At 70.2% G+C, this 22,075-nt stretch carries 21 protein-coding genes; 13 read left to right on the top strand and 8 right to left on the bottom strand.

Annotation, left to right across the window (positions count from 1 at the left end; all coding sequences use genetic code 11):
* Positions 1-4: 4 nt before the first annotated feature.
* The 7 genes from KOI35_RS37930 to KOI35_RS37900 are packed head-to-tail and all read left to right on the top strand — an operon-like array spanning position 5 to position 7,224.
* Positions 5-1,501, top strand: a complete 1,497-nt coding sequence (locus KOI35_RS37930; RefSeq protein WP_215793758.1) for a CoA-acylating methylmalonate-semialdehyde dehydrogenase — start codon at positions 5-7, stop codon at positions 1,499-1,501.
* 15 nt (positions 1,502-1,516) lie between these two features.
* Complete coding sequence (locus KOI35_RS37925; protein ID WP_215793756.1) at positions 1,517-2,464, top strand: TIM barrel protein; 948 nt, start codon at positions 1,517-1,519, stop codon at positions 2,462-2,464.
* Entirely contained in the window at positions 2,461-3,450 is a 990-nt protein-coding gene (locus KOI35_RS37920; protein ID WP_215793754.1) for a substrate-binding domain-containing protein, read from the top strand. The genes KOI35_RS37925 and KOI35_RS37920 overlap by 4 nt, the downstream gene beginning before the upstream one ends.
* Positions 3,451-3,464: 14 nt before the next feature.
* Positions 3,465-4,529, top strand: a complete 1,065-nt coding sequence (locus KOI35_RS37915) for an ABC transporter permease (protein WP_215793751.1) — start codon at positions 3,465-3,467, stop codon at positions 4,527-4,529.
* 3 nt (positions 4,530-4,532) lie between these two features.
* Positions 4,533-5,348, top strand: coding sequence for an ATP-binding cassette domain-containing protein (locus tag KOI35_RS37910; RefSeq protein WP_215793749.1), 816 nt, complete (start codon positions 4,533-4,535; stop codon positions 5,346-5,348).
* Positions 5,349-5,353: 5 nt separating this feature from the next.
* On the top strand, positions 5,354-6,370 hold the full coding sequence (locus tag KOI35_RS37905) for a Gfo/Idh/MocA family protein (protein WP_215793747.1): 1,017 nt from the start codon (positions 5,354-5,356) through the stop codon (positions 6,368-6,370).
* Positions 6,367-7,224: a sugar phosphate isomerase/epimerase family protein gene (locus tag KOI35_RS37900; protein ID WP_215793745.1), complete on the top strand. Its 858-nt coding sequence runs from the start codon at positions 6,367-6,369 to the stop codon at positions 7,222-7,224. The genes KOI35_RS37905 and KOI35_RS37900 overlap by 4 nt, the downstream gene beginning before the upstream one ends.
* Before the next feature lie 31 nt (positions 7,225-7,255).
* Here KOI35_RS37900 and KOI35_RS37895 read toward each other — a convergent pair whose 3' ends face one another.
* Both KOI35_RS37895 and KOI35_RS37890 read right to left on the bottom strand, forming a co-directional pair.
* Complete coding sequence (locus KOI35_RS37895) at positions 7,256-7,717, bottom strand: SRPBCC family protein (protein WP_215793743.1); 462 nt, start codon at positions 7,715-7,717, stop codon at positions 7,256-7,258.
* Positions 7,714-8,031 carry an ArsR/SmtB family transcription factor gene (locus KOI35_RS37890; RefSeq protein ID WP_215793741.1) on the bottom strand — a complete coding sequence of 106 codons (318 nt, stop codon included), beginning with the start codon at positions 8,029-8,031 and terminating at the stop codon, positions 7,714-7,716. Before KOI35_RS37890 ends, KOI35_RS37895 begins: the two co-directional genes overlap by 4 nt.
* Positions 8,032-8,115: 84 nt before the next feature.
* Between KOI35_RS37890 and KOI35_RS37885 the strand changes: the two genes are divergently transcribed.
* The gene (locus KOI35_RS37885) at positions 8,116-8,841 is read left to right on the top strand and encodes a hypothetical protein (RefSeq protein ID WP_215793739.1); all 726 of its coding nucleotides are present in this window, start codon (positions 8,116-8,118) and stop codon (positions 8,839-8,841) included.
* 115 nt (positions 8,842-8,956) lie between these two features.
* Positions 8,957-9,523, top strand: a complete 567-nt coding sequence (locus tag KOI35_RS37880; RefSeq protein WP_215793737.1) for a Uma2 family endonuclease — start codon at positions 8,957-8,959, stop codon at positions 9,521-9,523.
* 40 nt (positions 9,524-9,563) lie between these two features.
* On the opposite strand, the gene KOI35_RS48625 is transcribed toward KOI35_RS37880, so the two are convergent.
* The 3 genes from KOI35_RS48625 to KOI35_RS37865 all read right to left on the bottom strand — a co-directional run bounded on the left by KOI35_RS48625 (position 9,564) and on the right by KOI35_RS37865 (position 12,501).
* Positions 9,564-10,190, bottom strand: a complete 627-nt coding sequence (locus KOI35_RS48625; RefSeq protein ID WP_215793735.1) for a helix-turn-helix domain-containing protein — start codon at positions 10,188-10,190, stop codon at positions 9,564-9,566.
* 134 nt (positions 10,191-10,324) lie between these two features.
* Positions 10,325-11,326 (bottom strand): sugar phosphate isomerase/epimerase family protein, encoded by a 1,002-nt coding sequence (locus KOI35_RS37870; protein ID WP_215793733.1) that lies wholly within the window; start codon positions 11,324-11,326, stop codon positions 10,325-10,327.
* 11 nt (positions 11,327-11,337) lie between these two features.
* Complete coding sequence (locus tag KOI35_RS37865; protein ID WP_215793730.1) at positions 11,338-12,501, bottom strand: Gfo/Idh/MocA family protein; 1,164 nt, start codon at positions 12,499-12,501, stop codon at positions 11,338-11,340.
* Positions 12,502-12,590: 89 nt separating this feature from the next.
* Between KOI35_RS37865 and KOI35_RS37860 the strand changes: the two genes are divergently transcribed.
* Both KOI35_RS37860 and ileS read left to right on the top strand, forming a co-directional pair.
* Positions 12,591-13,634 (top strand): LacI family DNA-binding transcriptional regulator, encoded by a 1,044-nt coding sequence (locus tag KOI35_RS37860; protein WP_215793728.1) that lies wholly within the window; start codon positions 12,591-12,593, stop codon positions 13,632-13,634.
* Positions 13,635-13,888: 254 nt separating this feature from the next.
* Complete coding sequence (ileS, locus tag KOI35_RS37855) at positions 13,889-17,002, top strand: isoleucine--tRNA ligase (protein WP_215793726.1); 3,114 nt, start codon at positions 13,889-13,891, stop codon at positions 17,000-17,002.
* A gap of 52 nt (positions 17,003-17,054) precedes the next feature.
* Here ileS and KOI35_RS37850 read toward each other — a convergent pair whose 3' ends face one another.
* Complete coding sequence (locus KOI35_RS37850; RefSeq protein WP_215793723.1) at positions 17,055-17,429, bottom strand: hypothetical protein; 375 nt, start codon at positions 17,427-17,429, stop codon at positions 17,055-17,057.
* 198 nt (positions 17,430-17,627) lie between these two features.
* Here KOI35_RS37850 and KOI35_RS37845 point away from each other — a divergent pair, with 198 nt between their 5' ends.
* Positions 17,628-18,125, top strand: a complete 498-nt coding sequence (locus KOI35_RS37845; RefSeq protein WP_215793721.1) for a hypothetical protein — start codon at positions 17,628-17,630, stop codon at positions 18,123-18,125.
* 232 nt (positions 18,126-18,357) lie between these two features.
* Here the strand turns inward: KOI35_RS37845 and KOI35_RS37840 are convergent, their stop codons facing one another.
* Together KOI35_RS37840 and KOI35_RS37835 are read right to left on the bottom strand one after the other, a co-directional pair.
* Positions 18,358-19,557: a glycoside hydrolase family 3 N-terminal domain-containing protein gene (locus KOI35_RS37840; RefSeq protein WP_215793718.1), complete on the bottom strand. Its 1,200-nt coding sequence runs from the start codon at positions 19,555-19,557 to the stop codon at positions 18,358-18,360.
* Positions 19,558-19,668: 111 nt separating this feature from the next.
* Positions 19,669-20,235, bottom strand: coding sequence for a TetR/AcrR family transcriptional regulator (locus KOI35_RS37835; RefSeq protein ID WP_308121332.1), 567 nt, complete (start codon positions 20,233-20,235; stop codon positions 19,669-19,671).
* Between the two features lie 154 nt (positions 20,236-20,389).
* Between KOI35_RS37835 and paaN the strand changes: the two genes are divergently transcribed.
* Positions 20,390-22,060: a phenylacetic acid degradation protein PaaN gene (gene paaN / locus KOI35_RS37830; RefSeq protein ID WP_215793714.1), complete on the top strand. Its 1,671-nt coding sequence runs from the start codon at positions 20,390-20,392 to the stop codon at positions 22,058-22,060.
* The last annotated feature ends 15 nt before the right edge of the window (positions 22,061-22,075 follow it).

Raw genomic sequence — 22,075 nt, 5'->3', positions numbered from 1 at the left:
TGTCATGGCAACCATCGAGCACTGGATCGGCGGGGAGTTCACCGCCGGCCGGTCGAGCCGGACCGGACCGGTCTTCAACCCGGCCACCGGTCAGCGGCAGCACGACGTCGTCCTGGCCACCGACGCCGACGTGGACGACGCGGTGCGCGCCGCCCGCACGGCGTTCGAGAGCTGGAGCCAGGCTTCGCTCAGCAAGCGCACCAAGGTCCTGTTCAACTTCCGGGAGCTCGTCAACGCCCGGACCAAGGAGCTGGCCGAGATCGTCTCGGACGAGCACGGCAAGGTGCTCTCGGACGCGGCCGGCGAGGTGCAGCGCGGCCTCGAGGTGATCGAGTTCGCGTGCGGGCTGCCCCAGCTGCTCAAGGGCGAGTACTCCGACCAGGCGTCGACCGGCGTGGACGTGTTCAGCTTCCGCGAGCCGCTCGGGGTGTGCGCCGGGATCACGCCGTTCAACTTCCCGGCCATGGTGCCGATGTGGATGCACCCGGTCGCCATCGCCTGCGGCAACACCTTCGTGCTCAAGCCGAGCGAGCGTGACCCGTCGGCCTCGAACTACGTGGCCGGGCTGTGGCACGAGGCCGGGCTGCCGGACGGCGTGTTCAACGTGGTGCACGGCGACAAGCAGGCGGTCGACGCCCTGCTGCTGCATCCCGACGTGGCCGCGGTGTCGTTCGTCGGGTCCACCCCGATCGCGCGCTACATCTTCGAGAAGGCGTCGCTGACCGGCAAGCGGGTGCAGGCCCTGGGCGGGGCCAAGAACCACGCGATCATCCTGCCCGACGCCGACCTCGAGTTCGCCGCCGGTCACCTGACCGCGGCCGCGTTCGGCTCGGCCGGCGAGCGGTGCATGGCGATCTCGGCCGCGGTGGCCGTCGGCGCGGCCGGCGACACGCTGGTCGACCTGGTCAACCGCAAGGCGGGCGAGGTCGTGGTGGGCAACGGCCGTGATCCGAGGAGCGAGATGGGACCGGTCGTGACGGCCGCGGCCAAGCAGCGCATCGAGGGGCTCATCGCGAGTGGCGAGCGTGAGGGGGCCAAGGTCACGGTGGACGGGCGCGGGCTGCGGGTGCCCGGGTTCGAGAAGGGCTTCTTCGTCGGGCCGACCGTGATCGACCAGGTCGAGCCGTCGATGGAGGTGTACCGCGAGGAGATCTTCGGACCGGTGCTGTCGGTCGTGCGCACGGACACCGTGGACGCGGCGATCGAACTGATCAACGCGAATCCGTACGGGAACGGCACCGCGATCTTCACCTCGAGCGGCGAGGCGGCACGGCGGTTCCAGCGCGGGGTGCGGGTCGGCATGATCGGCATCAACGTGCCCATCCCGGTGCCGATGGCCTACTACAGCTTCGGCGGCTGGAAGGACTCCCTCTTCGGCGACAAGCACGTCCACGGTCCCGAGGGCGTCTCGTTCTACACCCGCGGCAAGGTCGTGACCTCGCGCTGGCCGCACGTCTCGCACGCGCACGACGCGTCCCTGCACTTTCCCACCGCCAGCTGATCAGGAGCTCGTTCGATGGAGATTCGTCATCTGCAACTCGGTAGCTGCCCCGACTCGTGGGGGGTGTGGTTCGCGAACGACCCGCGGCAGACGCCGTGGGCGCGGTTCCTCGACGAGATGGTCGCGTCCGGCTACGCGTGGCTCGAGCTCGGCCCGTACGGCTACCTGCCGACCGATCCGGCCCAGCTCGCGGACGAACTGGCGACGCGGGGACTGTCCGTCGCCGGTGGCACCGTGGCCGGGGCCGGGGGACCGCACAAGGACTTCGACTCCGTGCTGGCCGCGGCCCGGGACGTCGCCGCGCTGACATCGGCGGTAGGCGGGCAAAATGTCGTCTTCGTGCCGGTGCCGGGCTACCGCGACGACATCACCAACGCCTACCTCGAGCCGGCCGAGCTCGACGCCGACGCCTGGCGGGCGCTCTGCCGTAACAGCAACACGATGGGCCAGGTGCTGCTCGAGGAGTACGGCGTGCACATGCGGTTCCACCCGCACGCCGACTACCAGGTCGAGACCCAGAGTCAGACCGAGCGCTTCCTGGCCGACACCGATCCCCGGTACGTCTCCCTGTGCCTGGACACCGGGCATCTGGCGTACCGGAAAGCGGATGTTCCCGGCCTGATCCGCAAGTATCCGGAGCGGGTCGGCTACGTGCACATCAAGCAGATGGACCCGGCCCTGGCCGAGCGCGCGGTCAAGGAGGATCTGGCCTTCGGCAAGGCGGTGGCCCAGGGCGCGAGCGTCGAGCCGCCGGCCGGCGAGCCGGACATCCCGGCCGTCCTCGACGCGCTGAGCGAACTCGACGCGGAACTGTTCGTCGTCGTCGAGCAGGACATGTACCCGGTCGAGTTCGACGTGCCGCTGCCGATCGCGCAGCGCACCCGCACCTACCTGAACTCGGTGGGCCTCCACTCCCGGCCCGCCGCACCCCAACCCCGTCCCAGTACAGGAGAGTCGATATGAGGAATCGCACCTTCCGCATCCTGGCGGCCGGCGCGGCCGTGGTTCTCGCGGCCACCGCGTGCAGCAGCGGCGGCCGGGAGAAGACCGACGACACCGGCACCTCCGGCGGCGGCAACGCGGCCGGCAGCTCCGGTTACACGATCGCCTTCATCACGCACGAGACGCCCGGCGACACGTTCTGGGACAAGGTCAAGAACGGTGCGCAGCAGGCCGCCAAGGACACCGGCGTCACGCTGAAGTACTCCAACGACCCCGAGGCGCCCAAGCAGGCGGTGCTGATCCAGAACGCGGTCGACTCCAAGGTCAACGGCATCGCCACCACGCTGGTCACCCCGGACGCCCTCGCCGGCTCGGTCAAGGCGGCGACCGACGCGGGCATCCCGGTGGTCGGCTTCAACTCGGGCATCAACGACTACCAGAAGCTCGGCGCGCTGATGTACTTCGGCTCGGACGAGACGCTGGCCGGCACGACGGCCGGCAAGCGGCTGGCCGACCAGGGCATCAAGCATCCGCTCTGCGTGATCCAGCAGACCGGCTCGGTCGCCCTCGAGGCGCGCTGCGCGGGCGTCAAGTCGTCCGTCCCCGGCACCGAGAACATCCAGGTCAACGGCGCCGATGACGCGGCCGTGACGACGACCCTGCAGACCAAGCTGACCCAGGACAAGTCGATCGACGCCATCGTGACGCTCGGCGCCCCGCAGGCGCTGGACGCGATCAAGGCCAAGGACCAGGCCTCCAGCCAGGCCAAGCTGGTCACCTTCGACCTCAACGAGCAGGCCGCCACCGAGATCAAGAACGGCAACATCCTGTTCTCGATCGACCAGCAGCCGTACGTGCAGGGCTACATGGCCGTCACGTCGCTCTACCTGAACCTCAAGAACGGCAACGACATCGGTGGCGGCAAGGCCGTGCTGACCGGTCCGTCCTTCGTGGACAGCAGCAACATCGACAAGATCATTCCGTTCACCAAGAACAACACGCGGTAAGCCGGGGTGAGGTCATGAGTCAGACTGTCGAGGCGGCGCCCGCGCCGGCGCCGTCCGAACCCTCCAATCGCGTACGGCTGGGGCTGTCCAACCGCATCCTGGCCCGGCCCGAGGTCGGGGCCCTGGTCGCCGCGATCATCATCTTCATCTTCTTCCTGATCCTGGCGCCGTCGTTCCGGTCCGCCGAGTCGTTCTTCACCGTGCTCTACCAGTCGTCGGTGATCGGCATCGTGGCGGTCGGCGTCGGCCTGCTCATGATCGGCGGCGAGTTCGACCTGTCGGCCGGCGTCATCGTCTACACGGCGGGCCTGTTCGCCTCCATGTTCTGCTGGTACTTCGGCATCAACCTGTGGGTCGGCGCGATCCTGTCGCTGGTCTTCTGTCTGCTGATCGGCTTCCTCAACGGCTATCTGGTGATGCGGACCGGGATCCCCAGCTTCCTGATCACCCTGGGCACGTTCTTCGTGCTGCAGGGAGCCAACCTCGGCGTCACCAAGCTGGTCACCAAGACCGTGTCGACCCTGGACGTCAGCAAGATCGCGGGCTTCGACTCGCTCGGCAAGGTGTTCTCGTCCAGCTTCAAGATCGGGTCGGTCACCGTGTGGACCTCGGTGCTCTGGTGGATCCTGTTCGTCGGCATCGCCGCGTGGACCCTGCAGCGCACCCGGGTCGGCAACTGGATCTTCGCGGTGGGTGGCAACCCGGACAGCGCCCGTGCGGTTGGTGTGCCTGTGGTCCGTACGAAAATCGGGCTTTTCATGGTGGTGTCGTTCCTGGGCTGGTTCGTCGGCATGCACCAGCTGTTCCGCTTCAACACGCTCCAGGCGGGTGGCGGCGTCGGCAACGAGTTCCTCTACATCATCGCTGCGGTGGTGGGCGGCACGCTGCTCACCGGGGGCTTCGGCAACGCGATCGGCGTGGCCATCGGCGCCTTCATCTTCGGCATGACCAGCCTCGGCATCATCTATGCGGGCTGGGACCCGAACTGGTTCAAGGCCTTCCTCGGCGTCATGCTGCTGCTCGCCGTGCTGGTCAACCTGTACGTGAAACGCATGGCCACCGCCCGGAAGGTGGGCTGACGCATGACCGACACCCTGGCCTCACACGCCGACCAGAGCCTGAACAAAGGCGAGCCGCTGATCGAGATGGAGGACGTCGGCAAGTCGTACGGCGCCATCCGGGCCCTGCGCGGCATCAACCTGCGGGTCAACGCGGGCGAGGTGACCTGCGTGCTCGGCGACAACGGCGCCGGCAAGTCCACCCTGATCAAAATCATGTCGGGCCTGCACCCGCACAACGACGGCAGCCTGCGCGTCGACGGCAAGGAGGTCACCTTCTCGTCGCCGCGCGAGGCGCTCGCCCACGGCATCGCCACCGTCTATCAGGACCTCGCGGTGGTGTCGCTGATGGAGGTCTGGCGCAACTTCTTCCTCGGCTCCGAGATGACCGCCGGGCGCTATCCGCTGGCCGGGCTCAAAGTGCGGCAGATGCGCGAGATCGCCGACGCCGAATTGCGCAAGATGGGCATCGTCGTCAAGGACATCAACCAGCCCATCGGTACGCTCTCCGGCGGTCAGCGCCAGTGCGTTGCGATCGCGCGGGCGGTCTATTTCGGCGCCCGCGTGCTGATCCTGGACGAGCCGACGGCGGCGCTCGGGGTCAAGCAGTCGGGCGTCGTGCTCAAGTACGTCGCCGCGGCCCGTGATGCCGGGCTGGGCGTCGTCTTCATCACGCACAACCCGCACCACGCCTACATGGTGGGTGACCACTTCGTGATCCTGAAACTGGGCACGACGGCGCTCGACAAGAACCGCAAGGACGTCGGGCTCGACGAGCTCACCACCCAGATGGCCGGCGGCGACGAACTGGCCGAGCTGTCGCACGAGTTGAAGCGGTGACAGGCATGCTTCGTGTCGGAGTGATCGGCACCGGGATGATCGGGCAGGACCACATCCGGCGGATGACGTCGGTGCTGGCCGGGGTTCGGGTCACCGCGGTGACCGATGTGGACGCGGCTGTGGCTGCCTCGGTGGCGGCGTCGATCGGGGCCGCCTCTTTCCCCGATGGGGCCTCGTTGATCGTCTCGGATGACGTCGACGCCGTGGTCGTCTGTTCGTGGGGGCCGACCCACGAGGAGTACGTGCTGGCGGCGATCGCGGCGGGGAAACCGGTGTTCTGCGAGAAGCCGCTCGCCACCACGGCTGCGGCTTGTCTCCGGATCGTCGAGGCGGAGGCTGCCTTTGGTAGCCGGCTCGTGCAGGTCGGATACATGCGCCGGTATGACGCCTCGTACCGCGCTTTGAAGGCGGTGCTCGACCGCGGTGACCTCGGCGCGCCCCTGATGATGCACTGCGCGCACCGCAACGCGAGCGTGCCCGGCTTCTACTCGCGCGAAATGGCGATCACCGACACCGCGGTGCACGAGATCGACATGGTGCGCTGGATGTTCGGGGAGGAGATCACCGCCGTACGGGTGCTCACGCCGCGCCGCAGCGGGAACGGCGGCGACCTGCAGGACCCGCTGCTGCTGATCTTCGAGCTGGAGAGCGGTGTGCTGGTCGACGTCGAGACGTCGGTCAACATCCGGTACGGCTACGACATCCGCGGTGAGATCGTCGGCGAGAACGGGACGGCGGCCCTCGGGTCGCTCAGCCCCGTGCAGGTCCGGGTGGCCGGTGCCGCCTCGGACCCGGTGCCGGCCGACTGGCGGGAGCGTTTCCTGCGGGCGTACGACGTGGAGTTCCAGGAATGGATCGACTCCCTCGCCGGTGGTGGTCAGCCGGTCGGGCCGAGCGCGTGGGACGGCTACGCGGCGGCGGTGGTGTCGGACGCCGGGGTGGCTGCCCTGCGCGGCGGTGAGCGGGTTCCGGTCGTGCTGGCGTCGCAGCCCGCTCTGTACCGGGCGGAGGTCGCCGCGTGAAGATCGCGCTGGATCCCTACATGATGCGGCGGGTGCCGCTGCTCGACCTGCCGCGGGCGGTGGCCGATCTGGGCTACCACCACATCGAGATGTCGCCGCGGGACGACTTCCTGCCGTTCTTCCTCCATCCCCGCGTGGACAAAGCGGGCGTGGCGGCGTTCCGCAAGGCGCTGGCCGACGCCGAGGTGTCGGTGTCGTCGGTGCTGCCGCTCTACCGCTGGTCCGGGCCGGACGAGGACGAGAGGCAGGCGGCCGTACGGTATTGGAAGCGGGCCATCGAAATCACCGTCGACCTCGGTGTGGACGTGATGAACTCCGAGTTCAACGGGCGCCCGTCCGACGCTGCTCGCTCCGAATCGCAGTTCTGGCGCTCGATGGAGGAGTTGCTCCCGATCTTCGAGCGGGAGGGCGTGCGCCTGGTGCTCGAACCGCACCCCGACGACTTCGTCGAGGACGGGATCGAGGCGGTCAACCTGATCCGCGGCATCAACAGCGAGCTGGTCAGCTTCCTGTACTGCTGCCCGCACACGTTCCACCAGGGCGGCAATCTGGCCGAGATCATCCGGTACGCCGGTCCGCTGCTCACCCAGGTGCACATCGCCGACTCGTTCGACTTCCGCGGATCGTCCGGGCTGCGCTACATCGTCAATCCGCCCGGCTCGACCGCCCGCATCCACCAGCACCTGGACATCGGCCAGGGCGAGGTGGACTGGGACCTGTTCTTCGCCACGCTGCACGAGGTCGGCTTCGACGGCATCGCCACCGTCTGCGTGTTCGCGTGGGAGGAGCGGGCCGAGGACAGTTCCCGCTACAACCTGTCGCAGATCAACCAGTACCTGCAGAAGAACGGCTGATTGGTGGGCCGCCCCTTTCCGGGGCGGTCCCTCAGTCGATCAGCGCAGCGTAGCGCTGCAGGTACAACGGCCAGCCGGCGTCGCCCGCCAGGCCGTCGCGCTCGGACTCCCAGCCCGGACCGTGCCGGTCGAGGTGGCGGTGCTCGAGCTCGACCCGGGTGCGCTCCGGAGTCTCGGCGATGAACCGGACCTCGACCTCGCTGGTGAGCTCGGGATCGGTCTCGAGCTGCCACTGCGGGCTGATGTCCCAGCTGAAGACGACCCGGTCCGGCGGGTCGAAAGCCAGGATCCGGGCCCAGCGGCACTCCGTCCCGTCTTCGGCCCGGTCGAAGATGTGGCCCCCGACCCGGGGTTCGAAGACGGTCTCGGTGATCGGCGCCTGCAGCAGATTGTGCTCCCGGGGCTTGATGTCTCCGAACCGCGCCGTGAAGATCTCGAAGGCCTTGTCGATGGGTGCTGTCACGACAACCTGCCGCAGTACAACCTCACTCATGCTTGCTCCTCGTTCTCGACTATTTCCTCGAAACCACGCAGGGTCCGCTGCCAGAACATGTCGAGCTGGTCGCGGAGCGCGGAGACGCCGGCCGGGTTGAGCCGGTAGACCCGCCGGGTGCCCGCCGCCTCGTCGTCGACCAGGCCGGCGTCCTTGAGCACGCGCAGGTGCTGCGACACCGCGGGCCGGCTGATCGGCAACTCCTCGGCCAGCTCACCCACGGCCCGCGGGCGCCGGGCCAGGCATTCGACGATCGCGCGCCGGCTCGGATCCCCGAGGATCTCCCACCCGTCCGGCCCTCGGTAAGTCTCCACGAACGGTAAGTTACAACTTACCGATTGGCTCGTCAATGCTCGTTCCGCCCGCTCACGGGCGCGTCCGATGGCAGGATCGCCTTGGTGCGGACTCTCTACGACGGCCCGGTCTTCATCGCGTACGGCCAGGCCTACGTGCAGGGCCCGCCCGTTTCGGCCATGGACGTGGCGTTCGCCGGACAGGCGAACGGCCTCTGCGGCGCGGCTTTTCCGGGCGCGCTGTTCCTGGTCACGGGCACCCGCGACGGCGACGTCCGGTTCACGGTCGAGTTGCACGACGCCGAGCCGCCACCCGCCGGCCCCGAGTGGCAGGAGGTCGTCGAGGTGTCGTTCCGGCCGACGACCGAGACGGTCGACCTGGTCCCGTGGGCCGACGCCGCAGTCGCCACACTGTTCCGTTTCCCCGGCGACGGCCCCGCGACCACCTACCGCGTGCGCTATTGCGCAACCGCCATGGACGAAGGCAACGACCCGTGGGGCGGTCACGACCCGGACGACGACCCCGCCGATCTGTTCGATGATCGACCGGACCGCTACCAGCTCCTTTTCTGGCCGTCTCCGGGTGAGCCGGCGCCCGATGTGATCGTGCGGCAGACCAGCGAGATCGCCGCCTATTGGCACGGATCGGTCCCGGCGCAGCCGTGGGAGCCGTCCGCGCAGGAGCTGGCCGCCGTCGAGGAGTACAAACGCTCGGACCAGTATCGCCGCGACCAGGAGCTGCTGGCCCTCGGCCACGACGCCGGCCGGGTCATGGACCAGATGCGAGGCCACGGCAAGCTGCCCGGTTCCTTCGGCGAGCCACCATCCTGACCGCCGTTCCACCGTCCTGATCGCCGCTCCACCATCCTGACCGCCGTTCCACCGCCGGCCGGGCGCGGAACGGTATCTTGGGTTCCGGTGGCCGATCGCGTTCCAGGAGGTGTGTATGACTGTTGACATGGTCGCGCCGGCCTGGATGCATCAGCAGGTCACGGCCGAGCAATACGCGGGCTGGACCGAGGAGCAGTGCGCGGGCATCGAGATCGTGGATGGGATGGTCGTCGTGAGTCCGAGCGCGTCCAAGCGGCACAATCGGCTGGCCCGGCTGCTGGCGAACGCCTTGGACGCGGCCGCGGGGCCGGACTGGAACGCCGACACCGACTTCGACGTCCGGCTTCATGATGTGCCGCTGAACAACCGCCGACCAGACGTGACGGTCTATCGCGCAGACACCATCGACGTCACTCCCACGCGGCCCGAGCACGTGCTGCTCGTGGTCGAGGTCGTCTCGCCCGGGTCCGAGACGACCGACCGGATCGTCAAGGCCGACCAATATGCGAAGGCCGGCATTCAGTTCTACTGGCGCGTCGAGCAGGCCGCCACCGGTGCACCCCTCGTCTACACCTACGTTCTCGACCCGGCGACCGACCGCTATCGCGACGGCGAAGTCTTCACCGGCGTCGTGAGACTGGCCGCGCCCTTCGGCGTCGAGATCGACCTGCGTCAGCTTTGAGGTAACCCGGCTGTGCCCTCGGCGTCGAGATCGATCTGCGTCAGCTCTGAGGTCGCCCGGCTGCGCTCTCGGCGTCGGGTTGGCCGGCGATGGCGAGCAGGTCGGCCTCGGGCATCTCGAGGGCCGCGGCCATCTCGGTGAGCAGGATGCGGTGCGGGTTCGAGGCGCCCCTCATCACCCCGACGATCGTGGACTGGGCCCGTCGGCAGCGAACGGCCATGTCGTGGCGGGTGAGCCCGCGTGCCTCCATCAGCCGGGTGAGCACGGCGCCGAACGGGTTGGGCTCGGGCCGGCCCGGTTCGGTGAGCGCCGGGCCGATGACGGCGGCGCCCACCTTGGCCTCGAACCGGACGAGCCGGTCGCCGGTGAAACGGACGCGCGCCACCCACGGCAGCGCCCGGCCGTCGTCGTGGCCGACCTCGCCGGGGACGCTGACCTCGGTGAAGCGCGAGACGCTACGCTCCTCGTCCTTGGCGATCTCGTAGGGATAGGCATGCCCGGCCCGGGTCACTCGCCAGCGGCTGTCCCAGAACGGCCACTCGCCGAGCAGCTCGTTGAAGAACGGCACCAGAACCGACACGTCGACGCCGGTCGCCTGCGTCAGCCGGGGCCAGAAGGTCAGCGCCTCCACCACGGCCGGACTCAACACCCTGTCCACATTGTCCACGGGCCGGAGTTTAGGCGCCCCGCTCATCCACGGGCCGGAGTTTAGGCGCCCCGCTCATCCACGGGCCGGAGTTTAGGCGCCCCGCTCATCCACGGGCCGGAGTCTAGGCGCCCGCTCATCCCGGCGGCGGGGCGTCAGAGGCCGGCCTTGCGGCCCGCGGCGATCAGGTTTTCGGCGGCCAGGCGCAGGCCCTCGATCTGGTCGAGCTCGGTGTCCTCGTGCTCGATGTTGACCGCCATGCCGGGGTCGACGCGGTGCAGCGCCTGCAGGAACGGCACCCAGAACTCGTCGCCGTGGCCGCGGCCGACCGCGACGAACTGCCAGGCCGGTTGCTCGGGCCACTGGTTGAGGGTGTTGTTGCCGCCCAGGCCCAGCGGATTCTGGTCGGCCGGGGTGTGGGTGAAACGGTCGTCGAGCACGCCGACGAGGCGGCAGTTCTCCTCGTTGATGCGCGTGTCTTTGGCGGCGGCGTGGAAGACGCGGTCGCCCAGATGGTCGATCGCGGCCACCGGGTCGATGCCCTGCCAGAACAGGTGGCTGGGGTCCATCTCGGCGCCGACGTGGGTGGCGTTGGTCTGCTCGATCAGGCGCAGCAGCGTGGGCGGGTTGAAGACCAGGTTTTGCGGGTGCATCTCGATGCACACCTTGACGTCGGCGTCGGCCGCCCGGGCCTGGATGTCGCGCCAGAACGGGACGGCCACCTCTTGCCACTGGTAGTCGAGCGCATTGAGGAACTGGCTGTCCCACGGGTTGACGATCCAGTTGGCCAGCGTCGCCCCGGGGTGGCCGCCGGGCAGGCCCGACATGGTGACCACGCGCTTGACGCCGAGCGCGGCGGCCAGCTCGATGCTGCGGCGCAGGTCGTCGGCGTGCCGGGGCCCGACCAGCGGGTCGGGGTTGAGCGGGTTGCCGTTGCAGTTGAGCCCGGTCAACGTGATGCCGGCCTGCGCGTAGCGGCCCAGATAGTCTTCCCGGGCGCCGGCGCTGGCCAGCAGGTCGTCGATCGGGATGTGCGGCGTGCCGATGAAGCCGCCGGTGTTGATCTCGGCGCTGGTCAGGCCGAGCTCGCCGAGGATCTTGAGGCTCTCGTCGAGGGGGCGGTCGTGCAGGCAGGCGGTGTAGGCACCGAGGTGCATCTCAGTTCTCCTCAGGATCGGGCGGCCGACACGACGGCCTCGAGGACGCGCAGGTTGTGCAGGCCGTGGGCCAGGTCGGGGCACGGCGGCAGGCCCTTGACCCCGGCGATCTGGTCGAGGAAGGCGCGGGCCTGGTAGACGAAGAAGTCGTTCTGCCCGTGGCCGACGGTCGGGAAGTCCATCGGCAGTCCGCGGGCGACATAGGGGTGCCAGGGGCCGATGTAGACCGTGCGGGCGCCGTTGACCGCCACGTCGGGACCGCCGTCGACGATGCTGAACTCGGCGGGCCGGGTCAGCTCGAACGAGGCCGAGCCGTTTTCGCAGAACAGGTCGACCCGGAGCGAGTTGGCATGGCCGAACGCGACCCGCGACAGCGAGAACGTGCCGACCGCGCCGCTCTCGTAGGACGTGGTGAAGGTGCACACGTCTTCGTTTTCGACCGGCACCAGCTCGTCGCTCACCTGCACCCCGCCGGCGTGGCCGACCGCGACCCCGAGCGGCTTCGGCCGCTCTTTGACCAGGGTGGCCATGGTGGTGCCGTGCACCCCGGCGGTGGGGCCGCAGAAGAACTCGGCGAGATCGGTCATGTGGCTGCCGATGTCGGCCAGCACGCCCGAGCCCGGACCGCCCTGATAGCGCCAGCTCATCGGGCGCCGGGGGTCGAAACCGTAGTCGCACCAGTAGTTGCCGACGAAGTGGCGCACCGGGCCGAGCGCACCCTCGACCTGCTCCTTGAGCGCGTTGAGCGCGGGAGAGCGCCGGAAGGTGAAGCCGACCGCGTTGATCTGACCGGGTGCGGCGGCGGCCGCGGCCACCATCGCCTCGCCGTCGGCCACGCTCGGGGCCAGCGGCTTTTCGCACAGCACGTGCTTGCCGGCGGCCAGCGCGGCCTCGGTGACCTCGCGGTGCAGGCTGTTGGCGACGGCGACGCTGACCGCGTCGACGTCGGGTGCGTCGATGACGGCCCGCCAGTCGGTCTCGGCGCGGGCGTAGCCGTAGCGCACGGCGGCGTCGGCGGCGAACGGCTCGTGCAGGTCGGCGATGGCGACCAGGCGCGGGGCGGGCTGATCCAGGCCGAAGACGGTGGCGGCCTGGCGATAGGCGTTGGCGTGGGCGCGGCCGACCATGCCGGCCCCGATCACTGCGACTCCAACTTCTGCGACTCCGAGTGACATCGATCGGGCTCCTCTTTAAAGCGCTTTAAGTCCCCTGTAATATCGATGTTGATCTCGCTGGGTGTCAAGACGTGTGTGGGGAGTGAAAAGTGGATCAGCGACCGCGACTGTCCGACGTGGCCGCCGCCGTCGGCGTCTCGCCCGCGTCGGTGTCGCTCGTGCTGCGCGGGGCGCCCGGCCCGAGCGCCGAGACCCGCGAGCGGGTGCTCGCGGCCGCGGCCGAGCTGGGCTATCGCGCCGACCGCACGGCCAGCCTGCTCGCCCGCCGCCGGCGCCACCTGCTCGGCGTGCTGCTCGACGTGCGCAACCCGTTCCACGCCGAGCTGGTCGAAGAGATCCAGGTCGAGGCCGAGGCGGCGGGCTACGAGGTGGTGCTCTCGACGCTCACCCGGGCCCGCGACGAGGCCCGCGCGGTCGAGACCCTGCTCGACTTCCGGTGCGAGGCCCTGATCCTGCTCGGCCCCGACGCGTCCGAGTCCGAGCTGGCCGCACTGGCCGCCCAGGTGCCCTGCGTCGTGGTCGGCCGGTCGGTGCGCGGCGCCGGCGTCGACGTGGTCCGCCCGGCCGACGACGTGGGGGTCGACGCGGCCCTCGATCACCTGATCAATCTCGGACACACCCGCATCGCCTTCGTCGACGGCGGCCGGGGTGCCGTGGCCTCCAGCCGCCGCCGGGGCTACCGCCGGGCGATGCGCCGGGCCGGCCTGACCGCCCATGTGCTCCCGGGCGACCACACCGAGGAGGGCGGCATCCGGGCCGGCCGGCTGATCGCGGCCGGCCCCGGCCGCCCCACCGCGGTCGTCGCCTCCAACGACCGCCTCGCCGTCGGCCTGATGGACGCGTTCGTCCGGGCCGGGCTCGACGTCCCCGGTCAGATCTCCGTGGTCGGCTACGACGACAGCACCCTGGCCCGGCTCGCCCACATCGACCTGACCACGGTCAACCAGGACGCGCCGGCCCAGGCGCGCAACGCCGTGCTGGCCGCCGTCTCCCGCCTCGACGGCGGGCGCACCGCGGCGAGCGAGATGGTGCTGGTGCCGCACCTGGTGATCCGCGGCAGCACCGCCCCTGAGGTGAACTCGTTGGCGGCCACCGGCCGGGGGCCGGTATCATCGTCGGCGCAGGGGCACTGATGGGGACGAGTAAGACCGCACGCAGCCACGAGAGACCCGGGGACGGTGGAAGCCCGGGGGTGTGCGCGGCCCGAATATCACCCCGGAGCCACCGGAAGAAAGGCCCGTCCAGGGCTGATTAGAACCGGTCGCACCAACGAGAGAGGGCCGTGACCTCCGGGTCGCGGTCAAAGAGGGTGGTACCGCGGGGTCCTCCGGGATTCTCGTCCCTCTGTTGACGACGTAAGACACACGTCCGACGGAGGAAGTGCCAGATGTACAGCCAGGTGCCCGCGCAGGTCGACCTGCCCGCGCTCGACCATGACGTCCTGCGGTTCTGGCAGGAGAAGCAGATCTTCGCGCGCAGCCTCGAGCAGTCGCGCGGCCGTCCCGAGTGGGTCTTCTACGAGGGCCCGCCGACCGCCAACGGCATGCCCGGCGCCCACCACATCGAGGCGCGCGTCTTCAAGGACGTGTTCCCGCGCTACCGCACGATGAAGGGCTTCCACGTCGCCCGCAAGGCCGGCTGGGACTGCCACGGCCTCCCGGTCGAGCTGGCCGTGGAGAAGGAACTCGGCTTCAGCGGCAAGCAGGACATCGAGGCGTACGGCGTAGCGCGGTTCAACGACCGCTGCCGCGCCTCCGTGACCCGCCACACCGACGCGTTCGCCCAGCTCACCGAGCGCATGGGCTACTGGGTCGACATGGACGACGCCTACCGCACGATGGACCCGGAATACATCGAGTCGGTCTGGTGGTCGCTCCAGCAGATCTTCGACAAGGGCCTGCTGGTCGAAGACTTCCGCGTCGCCCCGTGGTGCCCACGCGACCAGACCACCCTGTCCGACCACGAGCTCGCCCAGGGCTACGAGACCGACGTCGATCCGGCGGTCTACGTCCGCTTCCCGCTCACCTCGGGCCCGCTGGCCGGCCGGGCGTCGCTGCTGGTCTGGACGACCACCCCGTGGACCCTGGTCTCCAACACGGCCGTTGCGGTCAACCCCGGTTCCGCGTACGTGGTGATGACCGACGGACAGGAGCAGTTGGTCGTCGCCGAGGCACTGGCCGGGCAGGTGCTGGGCGAGGGCTGGACGCCGACCGGCGAGTCGTTCGAGGGCAAGGAACTCGAACGGTGGACCTACACGCCGCCGTTCGGCCTGGTCGATGTCCCCGACGCACACATCGTGATCCTGGCCGGCTACGTCACCACCGACAGCGGCACCGGGCTCGTCCACCAGTCGCCCGCGTTCGGCGCCGACGACCTGGCCAGCTGCCGCGCGTACGGGTTGCCGATGGTCAACCCGGTGCGGCGTGACGGCACCTTCGAGGCCGAGCTTCCGCTGGTCGGCGGGCTGTTCTTCCGGACCGCGAACGAACCACTGGTCGAGGAACTGCGGCGCACCGGCCTGCTGTTCCGCCTCGACCCCTACGAGCACCAGTACCCGCACTGCTGGCGGTGCCACACCGCGTTGATCTACTACGCCCAGCCGTCGTGGTATGTGCGCACCACGGCCGTACGGGAAAAGCTTCTGCGGGAGAACGAGAAGACCACCTGGCAGCCCGAGACGGTGAAGCACGGGCGCTACGGCGACTGGCTCACCAACAACGTCGACTGGGCGCTGTCGCGCAACCGCTACTGGGGCACGCCGCTGCCGATCTGGCGGTGCACCGAGGGGCACCTGACCTGCATCGGGTCGCTGGCCGAGCTCGGCCAGCGGGCCGGGCGCGATCTGGCCGACCTCGATCCGCACCGGCCCTACATCGACGAGGTCACGTTCGCGTGCCCGCAGTGCACGGCGACGGCGACCCGGGTGCCCGAGGTGATCGACGCCTGGTACGACTCGGGTTCGATGCCGTTCGCGCAGTTCGGCTACCCCTACAAGAACAAGGAGCTCTTCGAGCAGCGCTTCCCCGCGCAGTTCATCTCCGAGGCGATCGACCAGACCCGCGGCTGGTTCTACACGCTGATGGCGGTGAGCACGCTCGTCTTCGACCGCTCGTCCTACGAGGCCGTCGTCTGCCTGGGCCACATCCTGGCCGAGGACGGGCGCAAGATGTCCAAGCACCTCGGCAACATCCTCGAGCCGATCCCGCTGATGGACACGCACGGCGCCGACGCGGTCCGCTGGTTCATGGCCTGCGTCGGGTCGCCCTGGTCGGCGCGCCGGGTCGGCAACACCACGCTGCAGGAGGTCGTACGCAAGACGCTGCTGACCTACTGGAACACGGTGGCGTTCCAGGCCCTTTACGGGCGGTCCTCCGGCTGGACGCCGTCCGCGTCCGACCCGGCACCGGCCGAGCGGCCGCTGCTCGACCGCTGGGTCCTCTCCGAACTGAACACACTGGTCGGCCAGGTCGACCAGGCGTACGCGGTGTTCGACACCCAGGAAGCGGGCCGGCTGCTCGCCGCGTTCGTCGACGACCTGTCCAACTGGTACGTGCGCCGCAGCCGGCGCCGGTTCTGGCGGGGCGACCCGGCCGCGCTGGCCACCCTGCACGAGGCGCTGCGCACGGTGACGCTGCTGATGGCGCCGCTGACCCCGTTCGTCACCGAGCGGGTCTGGCGCGATCTGGTCGTCGCGGTCGACGGAAGCGAGCCGGAGTCGGTGCACCTGGCCGCCTTCCCCGAGCCCGACGCGGCGCTGATCGACCCGGCCCTGTCCCGGCAGATGACGCTGGTGCGGCGGCTGGTCGAGCTGGGCCGGGCGGCCCGGGCCGAGTCCGGGCAGAAGGTGCGGCAGCCGCTGTCCCGCGCGCTGGCCTCGGGCGCCGGCTTCGACGACCTGCCCGACGACCTGCTGGCCGAGATCGCCGCGGAGCTCAACGTCGGCGAGGTCACCCGGGTGGCGGGCTCCTTCGTCGACACGACGGCCAAGGCCAACTTCCGGCCGCTCGGCAAGCGCTTCGGCAAGAGGGTGCAGGTCGTCGCCCAGGCAATCGCGGCCGCCGACGCCGCCGAGCTGTCCTCCGCACTGCGCGGCACGGGCACGGCGACGGTCGAGGTCGAGGGCGAGCCGGTCACCCTGAGCCCCGACGAGGTCTTCATCACCGAGACCCCGCGCGCCGGGTGGGCCGTCGCGTCCGACTCGGGGGCCACCGTGGCGCTCGACCTGGAGCTCACGCCCGAGCTGCGCCGGGCCGGCGTGGCGCGCGACGCCGTGCGGCAGATCCAGGAGGCGCGCAAGACCAGCGGGTTCGAGGTGTCCGACCGCATCGAGCTGGTGTGGTCGGCCCAGGGGGAGACCGAGCTGGCCATGACCGAGCACGCCGCGCTGGTGTCCGACGAGGTGCTGGCGACGTCCTACTCGGCCGGTTCGTCGGCGCCGACCGGCTCGCGCGAGTTCACCGACGAGTCGATCGGACTGACGTTCTGGCTCCGTAAGGCATAAGCGGAAGGCACGTCCGCGGGGCCCGCCTCGTGCGGTCCCCGGGGACACCTGGTCACCAGAAGAGCCAGATGGCGTTGTTCGCGGCCGGCAGCGGGGGCTCCCAGCTGTCCTCGATGTCGTCGTCGCCCGGCCGGTGCCCGGCGTTGTACTCGCCGCGGGCCCGGTGCAGCACGTCGCGGGCCGTCCGGCGCATCGGCGAGTGGTAGATCTGGTGCTCGAAGCCGGGCGTCATCCGGTCGCCGTACATCTTGGCCCGGTAGACGTAGCCCAGGCGGAGCCGGTGCCGGCACGGCGGCCTGGAACGGCGGGGGCCGCGGGCCTCGGCCAGCGTCTCGACGCGGCACTCGCCGCTGGTGTGATCGTGCTCGAGCACGCCGGTGAAGAACTCGGTGACCCAGCCCGGCCGGGTCCGATCGGTCTTGCTCATGTCGGCCGTGGTCCTCACGGCAGTCGCCCGCGGCCCCGGTGGGGATGCGGAGAGGGCGACTGCACCTAAGGCGGCATGCCGGCGATCGTGCCAGCCGGGGCGGCCGGGCGCACGCGATTTACCGGCGGCCCCGGCTTCGGCACGGGCGGGTCGTCGTGGTCGACTGGGGTGAGCTGGACTATGAGGGGGAGTGGAGCTGTGAATCCCGGTGCCGAGCGGGCGGAGTCGGTCGAGGATCTCGTCCGGGAGCATCTGGGGGACGGCGAGAGGTTCCTCGCTGCCGTGTGGGTGAGCCGGGCCGATGCGCAGACCCTGGCCGGGATGACGAAGTCCGACCTGTCGCCATGGCGGTTCCGGCGGCCCAAGACCATCGGGCCCGCCACTCGCCGGGGGGTGCACGGAACGCCGCGGAGCCTCGCCTACCGGCTGGACGAGCACATCCGAAACGTCACCGAGCCGCGGCTGCTGGCCGTCACCGACCGGCGCCTGGTGCTGCTGGCCAAGGGCCTCGGTTCGTGGCGTGAACTGTTCCGGCCGCGCACCGGGGCGGCGAGCCTGCGGTGGGAGGCGCCGCGGGCGCAGCTGGCCAAGGCCGGTGACAACGACGGGCGGCTGCGGCTCGACTTCGGCGATGGTTCCGCGGTCTCGCTGCTCACCCCGGCCACCGGCCTGCGGTCGTTCCTCGACGCCTTCTGACCGCAGACGCACAGCTGGTACGCGGCCCACGCCGCACCCGGAGCGACCAGCCTGTCGCGCTCGTATGCGGCCGCCTTCGGTTTGCGCCAGCTACCTCCTGCGGCTGGTCGCCTCCTGCGGCTGGTCGCTTCCTGCGGCTGGTCGCTTCCTGCGGCTGGTCGCTTCCTGCGGCTGGTCGCTTCCTGCGGCTGGTCGCTCCCTGCGGCCGGCCGCAGATGCTTGCCTTACGGTGTCAGCCGCAGCGGAGGAGGCCGGCTTTCTGCTTGGCCTGGAGGACGTGGCGGGCGGCGTCGTCGACCCGGGCGCGGAACGCCGGATCGCTTTCGGCCTTGTCGATCAGGGCGGCGGCCATGGGGGCGGCGTCCGAGGGGACGATCGTCAGCACCATGTCGCCGCCCGCGGACACGAAGCGGGTGGCCCGCTGGGCGGGGACGACGCCGGTGACGGCGCGGGCCGCGCCCAGATCGTCGGAGATCACCAGGCCGTCGAAGCCGATCTTGTCGCGCAGCAGGCCGGTGATGACCGGGCGGGAGAAGGCGGCCAGGGCATCCGTGTCGATCTTCGGGTAGCGCGCCGACGAGATCATCACCGCGGCCGTGCCGGCCTCGATGCCCGCCTTGAACGGGGCCAGATAGGGGTCGTTCACGGTGGCCGTGTTGTCGGTCGCGCCCGTCGAGACGTCGGTGTTGACCCGCACGCGGCCCAGACCCGGGAAGTGTTTCAGCGTGGTCAGCACGCCCGCCTCCTGCGAGGTGGGCACGACCGTGCGGATGGCCGCCGAGACCCGGGCGGGATCGGAACCGAACTGGCGGTGGAACGCCCCGATCGGCGGGTTGGCCTCGCCGATGCTCGCCGGGACGGTGTCGGCCACCGGAGCCAGATTGAGGTTCACGCCGATCGCGGCCAGGCGCCGGGCGCTCCCGCGGGTCGTGTCGCGCAGTGCCGGCGCCGGGCCGGCGCCGAGCCGGAAGGCTGAGGGCAGGCGCGGGAAGTCGGGACCCTTGAGCGTCTGGACGCTGCCGCCCTCCTGGTCGACCGCCACCAGCATGGGCAGGGCGGCGTTCTTCTGCAGCGCGGCGATGCCGGACTTGAGCCGGGCGGCGGAGTGCGTGCTGCGGCCGCGCAGGAACGTGCCACCGACGTGATAGCGGCGCAGGGTGTCGCCGGCGCCGCTGGGTGCGTTGACCGAGACCCCGATCATCAGCAGCTGGCCGACGCGTTCGGCCTGGTTCAGGCCGTCGAGCGTGGTCGTGACGCAGTCGGCGGGCGGCGGGGGTGCGCTGGACAGCGACGGCTCGGCGGACGGCGGCGGCTCCGCGGAGGACGGTGGTGCCGCGGAGGACGGCGGCGCGGCCGTGGGCTGGTCGTCGGTCGTGGTGCAGGCGCTCAGAAGTCCCGTGAGGACGAGGACGGCGGCCAGGCTTCGCTTCATCGCCGATCACGCTAGTCACTCGGCCCCCGGGTGCAACCGGACGTGCACGGAGGTGGCAGAGGTTGGGGAGATCTTGTGAGCGCCTCAGGGGGCGTACGGGAGAAGGGATGGTCAGGACGCGTACGGCGGGAAGGGTTTTGATGATCTCAGGCCCTCGAAGGCGAGGGTGGTGACGGCGTCGGCGATCGACTCGGCGCCGCCGGGACGCGGGCGGTACCACTCCGTCAGCGAGTTGACCATGCCGAGGAGCAGGCGGGCGGCGGTCGGGGGATCGATGTCGGGCCGGACGCCGCCCTCGGCCTGAGCCTGTTTGACCAGCTCGGTGACCAGACCGTCGAACTCGCGCCGGCGCTCGAGGGCGTGCTGCTCGACCTCGGTGTTGCCGCGGACGCGGAGCAGCACGGTCACGTATTCGAAGCGGTCGGACAGCACCAGTACGCTGCGCCGGATCAGCTGCTCGAGGCGCTCGAGGGCGGTCACCTCGAGCGCGCGGACCTCGTCGGCCGCCTCGAACAGGCCGTCGAGCGCCCGGTCCATCGCCATCTGGAGCAGCTGTTCCTTGCCGCTGATGTGGTGGTAGACGCTCGATTTGGTGATGCCGAGCGCCACCGCGATGTCGAACATGCTCGTGTAGTCGTAGCCGCGCTCGTTGAACAGCCGCACAGCGGCCGCGAGCACGGCATCCTGGTCATGTCCGGGTCGTCCGCGCTTGCGTGGCTCCCTCGCTGGTGGCGATGCCTTCTCGGAGGACGATGCCATCTTGTCTCCCGGGCTTGATTACCGACCGACCGGACGGTAGATAATAGGGAACGCTAGCGCAAGGGAGCGCAGGATGACCAGCCCCGCCGAGTTCTACGAGACGCACGCCGAGCTGCTCGACCAGGCCGTCCGGGCGGCGGCCGTCCGTGACTACTGGTCGGCCTTCCCCGAGTCACCGAGCAAGTCGGTCTACGGCGAGACGGCGGCCGGTGAGGGCGAGCGGGCCTTCCGGGCGGTGCTCGGCCAGACCTTCCCGATCGAGGTGCCCGGCGCCTCCGGCACGGTGTCCACCGAGCGCTCGCCGTGGGGCCTCGAGCTGGGCATCAGCTATCCCAAGGCCGACCCACTGGCCCTGGTCGCGGCCGCCCGCGCCGCCACCCCGGCCTGGCGGGCCGTCGGTCCCGAGGGCCGCGCCGGTGTCGCCGCCGAGATCATCAAGCGGATCAACGCGCGCAGCTTCGAGATGGCCCACGCCGTGCAGCACACCACCGGTCAGGCTTTCGTGATGGCGTTCCAGGCCGGCGGCCCGCACGCGCAGGACCGCGCGCTCGAGGCGGTCGCCTGCGCGCTCGCCGCGACCACCCGCATCCCGGTCACCACGGCGTGGAACAAGCCGCAGCGCGGCGGCGACCCGCTGAGCATGACGAAGACCAGCACGGTCGTCGGCCGCGGCGTCGCCCTGGTGATCGGCTGCACCACGTTCCCCACCTGGAACAGCTATCCCGGCCTGTTCGCGAGCCTGGTCACCGGCAACCCGGTGATCGTCAAGCCGCACCCGGGAGCGGTGCTGCCGCTCGCCCTCACCGTGCAGATCTGCCGCGAGGTCCTCCAGGAGGCCGGGCAGAGCCCCGACCTGGTCACGCTGGCCGCCGAGGAGCCGGGCGACGGCATCGCGGCCACCCTGGCCACCCATCCCGACGTCCGCATCGTCGACTTCACCGGGTCGAGCGAGTTCGGCAACTGGCTCGAGGCCAACGCCCGCCAGGCCGTCGTCTACACCGAGAAGGCCGGGCTCAACACGGTGGTCGTCGACTCCACCGACGACTACAAGGGCCTGCTGCGCAACCTGTCCTTCTCGCTCTCGCTCTACAGCGGCCAGATGTGCACCACGCCGCAAAACATCCTGGTCCCCTCGAGCGGCATCGAGACCGACGCCGGGCACCGCAGTGCCGACGAGTTCGGGGCCGACCTGGCCGCCGCACTCGACAAGCTGCTCGGCGACCCGGCCCGAGCCGCGGGAACGCTCGGCGCGATCGTCAACGACGGGGTGCTGAGCCGGGTCACCGAGGCGGGCCACGCGAACAGCGTCATCCGCCCGACGGCCGAGGTCGCCGACGAGCAGAACCCCGGCGCCACCATCCGTACGCCCGTGGTCGTGCGTCTCGATGCGGCCGACGAGAAGGCGTACACGCGGGAATGGTTCGGCCCGGTCTCGTTCGTGATCGGCACCGAGTCGACCGGGCATAGCCTGCGCATCCTGGTCGAGACCGTCCGCGCGCACGGGGCCCTCACCGCCCTGGTCCACTCCACGAGCCCCGAGGTGCTGGCCGCGGCCCGTGAGGCGGCGCTCGACGCCGGCGTGCACCTGGCCGAAAACCTCACGGGTGGCGTGTTCGTCAACCAGACCGCCGCGTTCAGCGATCTGCACGGCTCCAGCGCCAACCCGGCGGCCACGGCCTCGCTGAGCGACGACCACTTCGTCACCGGCCGGTTCTTCACCCTCCAGTCCCGTCACCACGTCTGAGCGCGGAGGATCACC

It is taken from the genome of Paractinoplanes bogorensis, assembly GCF_018829635.1.
Classification (GTDB): Bacteria; Actinomycetota; Actinomycetes; order Mycobacteriales; family Micromonosporaceae; genus Actinoplanes; species Actinoplanes bogorensis.
This window is presented reverse-complemented; position numbering and strand designations above follow the sequence as displayed.